The following is a 637-nucleotide window of genomic DNA, read 5'->3' on the forward strand; positions in this document are numbered from 1 at the left end:
CAAACAGTTTCAATTGTCCACAAAGCATAGACTCAAACCTAGCATGGAGAAGGTTTTTATGTTCATCACTTAAGTATTTCACCAATAATAACCTAAAACAAATGACAGGTTCTTGGTCAAATTGGGTACGTAGTGCTAAAACATTAGTTCGAAACCTATCAAGTCAAAAGTTCATCATACAAGAGATTGCCCAAGTCATATCCCCACTAAATAATGTAAATTTGGCATCGCCCTCTGGTCAAGCAGGCAACCAAGTTGACACATTTTTAGGACAAACAACTAAAACAACAACATTGCACCGAAAGACTACAATTCATGGAGCGAAAGGCGAAACACACGATGTCACCATGTTAATTTCAACGGCACGCGCGGGCGGGCAGCCTGGTTCTCATTGGCGCAGTTGGATTGATAGTCAAAGCAGTGAAGCTGCTAGGTTCGCATATGTTGCCTCATCAAGGCCTAAACACTGTTTAATATGGGCTGTGAAAACTTTAAATGATGCTGATAAAACAAGATTAAAAGATATGGGATTTCACTTACTTTAGACATTTTACAAAGGTCAAACTCAAAAATTGAGCATATTTTACATTACCTATACTAATTTCAATATTGTTGGCCTGACTCATTTTGGGGCTAA

Annotated in this window: 1 pseudogene; it reads left to right on the top strand. The window is 38.5% G+C overall.

From position 1 onward, the window contains the following. A pseudogene (locus R7Q09_RS26440) lies at positions 1 to 545 on the top strand (ATP-dependent helicase); the annotation flags it as partial. Between the last annotated feature and the right edge of the window lie 92 nt (positions 546 to 637).

This window comes from Vibrio sp. 2130-1, from assembly GCF_033339515.1.